We start from the raw sequence: 6263 nt of genomic DNA, 5'->3' as shown, positions 1-6263 counted from the left end.
GGATTTCCGATGGTAGCAGACAGACCGATGATCTGCATACCAGGGTTGGTAAACCGCAGCTTGGTGATGACCATCTCAAGCGTGGCCCCCCGGTTCTCTGATCCGATCAGATGGACCTCATCAAGGACAATGCACGTGATCTTTGAGAGCCAGGGAGTCCGATTTCGAAGCAGGGAGTCGGTCTTCTCACTTGTAGCAACGATGATGTCATTCTCTCCAAGGTATGCATCGGTCCGGTCAAAATCACCGGTCGCGATACCGACCCTGATCCCCCCTTTCTTAGAAAATTCATCATATTTTTCTGATGCAAGGGCACGAAGCGGGACAATATAGAGGCATTTGCCACCTGCAGCAATCCGTGACCACATGGCCATCTCGGCAAGGAGTGTCTTTCCACTGGCAGTCGGTATCGATATTAACAGATTTTTTCCTTCGAGTAACCCGTGCCTGATGCACTCCGCCTGAGGCGGGTATAATGTTCTGATCCCTTTTGCCTGACATGCTCTGATAAAGGGTTCGGGAAGGGGGAGGGATGCAATATCCATTCCGGTTCACCAGTGAGAAGGGATCAGAAAAGACATAATCTTCCTGTTAATAGTAGTAACTGATCATATCCTGCTTCAATTCGCGACGTTTCTTCTCAAGGAATGAGAATACCGATTCATGGGAGATCCCTTTGATAAGCATCTCGATTGCTTCCCTGGCAATCTTCACCTGTTCAACGGTGCCGATGATCCCGATGGTTTTGCCATAAACGGAGATCTCTGTTGCCGTCATGTCCTGGATCTGTGCCCGGGATCGACCATCACGTCCGATAATTCGCCCTCTGATCCGTTCAATTTTTGAATCGCTGCCGGCATATTCAGAGAGCTCAATAATCTCAAGATACAGGTCAGGATCCTCTAGGAGTATTGAGGCGCGTTCAGGAGAGAAGCCGCGGGCTATTGCTTTTACGGTCTCAACCGCCTGAATAAACCCGTCAGCATCCTCACCCTCGATACTGACAAGCCCCTCTTCACTGTCAACCAGTATCCGTGTTTTTGTCTTCTCTTCTATCTCCCGCTTTGTCTGCCCTTTTTTTCCGATAAGAACCCCTATTCGTTCCTGGGTTATTCGTGTTTCCTGTTGCATACATGACTCCTTTGGTTATTGCGGCGATGTACCGCACAGCTTTTCAAGAATCTCTGATATCTCTCTCGTGGTACATCGCTCATTGAAGAACCGGTTCAGCTGTTCCAGATCGCGTTTCAAAAAACCCGGAGCATGGGGATGATCCCGGGTGACGGCCTGTCCCATGTCTATGAGATATGGATGTCCTCTCCCATAGAGAATGTTATATTCCGAGAGATCCCCATGAACCAGTTTTGCCTGTCTCCAAAGAATTCTGATATCCTCTAAAATCTCATCATAGACCCTCTGGGCATCATCAAACACTGCAAGCCGGAGCTGGGGAAAAGCACTGGTTTCCTCCCCTAAAAATTCCATGACCAGTACATTCCGATCAAAGATCAGCGGGTGCGGGACCAGTATTTTTGCTTCCTCTGCACGCCTAAGGTTTGAAAACTCTTTTCTGGTCCAGGCGAATATCACATCCCGACGGTTTTTCCCGATATTGATAAATCTCCGGTCAGCGGTGATATAGTCCTGCATCTTCTTAAAATTCGCAGTCCTCGTCAGGTATATCTTCACCGCCACAGGGGTCCCATTCCGGTCGGCGAGGTACACATTTGCCTCCTTTCCGGTGGATATCGGCCCACCCATAGATGTAATCCAACCCTTGGAAAGGAGTTTATAAAGGCCGAGGAGGGTGTATTCATCAAATACATCATCCCTGACCTTAAGCTGGTCAAGTCCCTTGATTTTTGTCCTGAGTTCATCGACTCGTTTATCAAATTCATCTGTCTGCCGATCTCTCAAGAACTCACCCGATTTACTTCAGATACTGCCGAACCGGAGCAAGGATGGTAATGAGGCTCTCTGCAACGGCAGTCTTCAGATCTGCCGGGTGTATCTGTCCTTGTGCATAGGCATGTTCCATCTCCTCATATGATCCAAATGTCCGGTTTCCACCAAATTTTTCCGGCCGTTCAATGGTAACGGTTTCCATTCGCGGGAATATATGATGCTGAAGCACCTGCAGGACCGGGTTGTCGACAATCTCCGGCGGACAGAATGCTTTCTTCATCTTCTTTCTGATATCATCCTCGGACTCTGCAACTGAAATGTAGTTCCCCTGGGATGAGGACATCTTCTTCCCATCAAGGCCATGGAGGATGGGAACGTGGATACAGACCGGAGAAGGGTAGTTTTTCGCAGGCAGATACTCACGTGCCAGCATGTGGATCTTCCGCTGATCGATACCTCCAAGGGCCGCATCAACCCCGAGCATCGCAATATCTGCCATCTGCATGATGGGGTATACCATCTGTGATACTGTCGGGTTGTCCATCTGCCTTCCGACCTCATCCATACTCCGTTTGGCGCGGTTCAGGGTGATCGCCTGAGATAATTCATGGACCAGGATCTGATATTCAGGAGAGAGCTGAAATGAAGACCCGAGCACATAGCGGATGTCAGTCAGCCCAAGCCCCTCAAAACAGCGGCGGTTATATTCAGCCAGTTTTTTTACTTCTTCCATTGTCCCTTTCCGGTTCAGGAACGCATGGAGATCAGCAAGGAGAACAGTGACTTCAAAACCTGCATCTCTGAGATCTATCAGTTTATTGATCGTAACCAGATGCCCAAGATGGATCTCTCCACTTGGTTCATATCCTGCGTAGACCTTTCTGACCGGACGGTCAAGGAGGGAACGCAGTTCCTCGTCAGTAACAACCTCGACCGTGTTCCGTATTACACGGGCGTATGTATCCATTCTGAGGAGGTTTGTATTTGACCGTGATAATAGGATGAGTGATTAGAGGGCAGTAAACTGCATAGCCTCGTTCGTCATCCTGATAGAGGTCTCCGGGTCAGTGACCGCTCCCATCATCGCGCGGATTGCATCCACGTTTTCTATCACAACATCGGCCTCCTGATGGATTGCCTGGAAGAAGAAGAGTTCCTTTCCGACCATATTGACCGATGCCTCAAATATTCCATTCTCCCATAAGTCAGACCTCGGCCGGCCCATATCCATGACATATTCTTTTAGTTCTGCTGTGCTCTTGATGGCAGTCTTCGGCTGTACAAGACCGATCCGGTTATGGTTTCTCATAACGGCAAGCACATCATCACGGCTCACTTCTTTCTTCAGTTCGATAGTGATTGCATGCATGTGCATCTGAGTCGTCGGCACAATCATCGCCATGGTTATTATATCGATATGGGGGAGGACGGTGTTCACGTCAGGTCCATGGTGGCTGGGAATGGTCGGCGGGTCAAGGACAACGGCATCAATCGGGCCCTTTTTGACGACATGAGGATCGGCTCCACGTCTGACCATCACCGCCCTGACTTTGGTGACCCCGAATGCGTCATCCATGGCCTTAATAACCCGGCACAGTCCGGTCGTGTTACATGAGACTACCCTGACAAACTGTCTTCCGATAGCATCCTTATAATTTGCATGGGCATTGAAAGAAAATCCTGCGACTTCGTGGTCTTCACCACCCTGCCAGATTGCCTTTACACCGGCTTTCTCATAGAGAGGCTTATTAGACTCACCAACCCCTCCTGGTGTTGCATCAACCACAATGTCGGCTTTTTTAAGCATGTCCTCAACGGAACCTGCAACCGGAATTCCTGCTTTTGTAAATGCATCCTTCTTACTCATGTCAGCAATATATACCGGGTACCCCCTCTGAACGGCAATCAATGCCTCTGCTGATGGTTTTGTCTTTGAAACCCCGATAATCTCCATATCCTTCTGGGCAGAGACTGCATCTGCAACCCGCTTTCCGATGGTTCCATATCCATTAATTGCAACTTTGATCATCCTGTGGACCTCGCTCAAATGATGATTGATTGGTATCTGCTTTATAAATACATATAATGTGTCCTTGCAATCCATTCATCCCAGCTGGGTATGGTGATCGAAAATCAACACCGTGGATTGTCCCCTGTCTGGATAATGAATGAATAAGGTGTAACAACTCCCCGGTGGGATCATACGGATAGTAAAAGAGATGTCCTTTGCAGGAACAATCAGATGAACCAAAGCCTGTGATCACGTCTCCGGTCATCTGGTGTGCAATATGGCATTCGATCCGCTCCTGTGTATGGATACAGTACGCACCGGTGACCTGAAAGCATGGGGAGATAAGGAGTGAGTCGATATGCCAGCAGGGTCTTCTGTCTTTTTCAGAATTCAGCCTGAAATGTCGCATGACCCGTGCAAATCCCCCTGCCCCAAGAGCAGATCCCACATAGGCATGCCATCCGGCTGAAAAAATCCTCTTACCACTGGCTCCTACGCGAATTTGGCACTCGTCATTCTGTACGAGGAGGATGTATACTCCCTTATCCATAGACTGACTGGATGAGAGCAGCAGCGGCCTTAATAAACCGTTCCCCATTCTCCCGTGCCGGTATTCCATGACCTGGATAGAGACCGCCAACCTTCAGCGTGGAAAGCATGTGAAGAGAATCTGAGAGCACGGTTCTGCTTCCACCTGGAAAGTCATACCGCCCGAATGCACCATCAGAAAAGACGGTATCCCCGGAGATGAGTTCTTCAGAAGCCCTGTCATACAGGCAGATACTTCCTGGGGTATGACCGGGGGTGTGTAGGATCTCGTATCCATCAAATACCTCCCCTCCCTCAAGGATGATATCAGGAATGATCCCTGGTGAATGTTCACCAAAATGCATCGCAAGACTGAGGTTGTCATTGTTCAGTCCTTCAGCATCTGCCTCATGAATACAGATCTTTGCCCCGGTCATCTTCTGTATCGCAGGGAGGTAGGCGATATGATCAAAATGACAGTGGGTCAGGATGATGTGGGTAATCGTGTTCCGATGCGCCTCAATTGCCATCGGGGTCACCCCGGCGTCAACCAGAATCGTGCCCCGTGCAACATAGGCGTTTGCGTACATCCCTCTTCCCGGGATGAATTTTACTGCCATGTGACTATCATATTCCTCTGCATACAACAAGTAGGATATGGTACATACCCGATATTCCCTTCCTGATACTTCAGTTCTGCAGACGGTTTCACAAACCGAATCATTAGAGACTGACCGGTTAATTAGGCTGATTGAGGCAGGAAGGGTGGTTGTTCCTCTAAACCCCTCGCGACCTCACCCTCCGTGTGCCATCGGGCAGGGATGCAGGGTCAAGGTCAATGTCAATGTGGGCACGTCCCGGGATGTCTGTGATCCGTCCCTTGAAAAAGAGAAGGCAGAAGCAGCTTTACAGAATGGTGCCCACACCTTGATGGATCTCTCAACCGGAGGGGATCTTCCTGCTATCCGTCGGACTATCCTCACCTTTCCGGTTCCTGTCGGGACGGTCCCGATCTATGAGGCAGTACGACGGGCAGGCTCGGCATGTGATGTTGACGGAGATCTTTTATTTACTGTGATTCGTGAGCACTGCAGGGACGGGGTTGACTTTCTTACGCTGCATTGTGGTGTCAATCAGGATGTCCTGCGTTCGCTTCGGGAAGATCCGCGACGGATGGGTGTTGTTTCCAGAGGGGGAGCATTTCATGTGGCGATGATGGCTGCACGGGAAGAAGAAAATCCACTGTTTCATGAATTTGACTACCTGTGTGAGATTCTGGCTGAATACGAGGTTGTTGTCAGCCTGGGTGACGGAATGCGTCCGGGGTGTCATGAGGATGCGTCCCGGGAGGCAAAGACTGTTGAATATCTTAACCTTGGCCGGCTTGCCAGACAGGCTCATCATCTTGGTATTCCCCGGATGATAGAAGGACCGGGTCATATGCCTTTTGAGCAGATAGGATACAATGTCAGGATGATAAAGGAGCTGACTGATCAGGCCCCGCTCTATCTTCTCGGTCCGCTTGTTACCGATATCGCGTCAGGATATGATCATGTAGTTGGTGCAATAGGCGGAGCGGTTGCGTGCAAACATGGTGCAAATTTCCTGTGTATGGTATCCCCGAGTGAACACCTTGCTCTACCACGGGTCCATGATATCATTGAGGGGACGAGAGCCTCGGTTCTTGCAGCGCATGTCGGAGATCTGCTTGCCGGCCGGAAAGATGCATATGAGCGTGAAATCCTGATGGGAAAGGCACGCTTTGAACTTGACTGGGAAACACAGTTTAAAACGTCGTTATTTCCTGATGTGGCACGAC

At 49.7% G+C, this 6263-nt stretch carries 8 protein-coding genes; 1 reads left to right on the top strand and 7 read right to left on the bottom strand.

Annotated features, from left to right (window positions below):
- From PLA23_RS09345 to PLA23_RS09315, 7 genes are all read right to left on the bottom strand, one after another.
- Positions 1-545, bottom strand: a 545-nt coding sequence (locus PLA23_RS09345) for a DEAD/DEAH box helicase (RefSeq protein WP_324474963.1), incomplete at its 3' end; no start/stop codon positions are given.
- Positions 546-591: 46 nt separating this feature from the next.
- The gene (locus PLA23_RS09340) at positions 592-1131 is read right to left on the bottom strand and encodes a KH domain-containing protein (protein WP_324329758.1); all 540 of its coding nucleotides are present in this window, start codon (positions 1129-1131) and stop codon (positions 592-594) included.
- A 15-nt stretch (positions 1132-1146) separates the two neighbouring features.
- Complete coding sequence (locus tag PLA23_RS09335) at positions 1147-1917, bottom strand: serine protein kinase RIO (RefSeq protein WP_324329759.1); 771 nt, start codon at positions 1915-1917, stop codon at positions 1147-1149.
- Between the two features lie 13 nt (positions 1918-1930).
- A complete protein-coding gene (locus tag PLA23_RS09330; RefSeq protein ID WP_324329760.1) occupies positions 1931-2872 on the bottom strand; it encodes a tyrosine--tRNA ligase in 942 nt (313 codons plus the stop codon).
- A 42-nt stretch (positions 2873-2914) separates the two neighbouring features.
- On the bottom strand, positions 2915-3934 hold the full coding sequence (locus PLA23_RS09325; RefSeq protein ID WP_324329761.1) for a type II glyceraldehyde-3-phosphate dehydrogenase: 1020 nt from the start codon (positions 3932-3934) through the stop codon (positions 2915-2917).
- A complete protein-coding gene (locus PLA23_RS09320) occupies positions 3915-4535 on the bottom strand; it encodes a GIY-YIG nuclease family protein (RefSeq protein WP_324474961.1) in 621 nt (206 codons plus the stop codon). The genes PLA23_RS09325 and PLA23_RS09320 overlap by 20 nt, the downstream gene beginning before the upstream one ends.
- Positions 4459-5064: an MBL fold metallo-hydrolase gene (locus tag PLA23_RS09315; protein WP_324329763.1), complete on the bottom strand. Its 606-nt coding sequence runs from the start codon at positions 5062-5064 to the stop codon at positions 4459-4461. Before PLA23_RS09315 ends, PLA23_RS09320 begins: the two co-directional genes overlap by 77 nt.
- A gap of 37 nt (positions 5065-5101) precedes the next feature.
- Between PLA23_RS09315 and thiC the strand changes: the two genes are divergently transcribed.
- A partial coding sequence (gene thiC, locus PLA23_RS09310; RefSeq protein WP_324474960.1) for a phosphomethylpyrimidine synthase ThiC occupies positions 5102-6263 on the top strand: 1162 nt, incomplete at its 3' end.

Source organism: Methanospirillum sp., assembly GCF_035406105.1.
Lineage (GTDB): Archaea > Halobacteriota > Methanomicrobia > Methanomicrobiales > Methanospirillaceae > Methanospirillum.
Note: the sequence above shows the minus strand (reverse complement) of the source record. Positions and strands in the feature narration are given on the sequence as shown.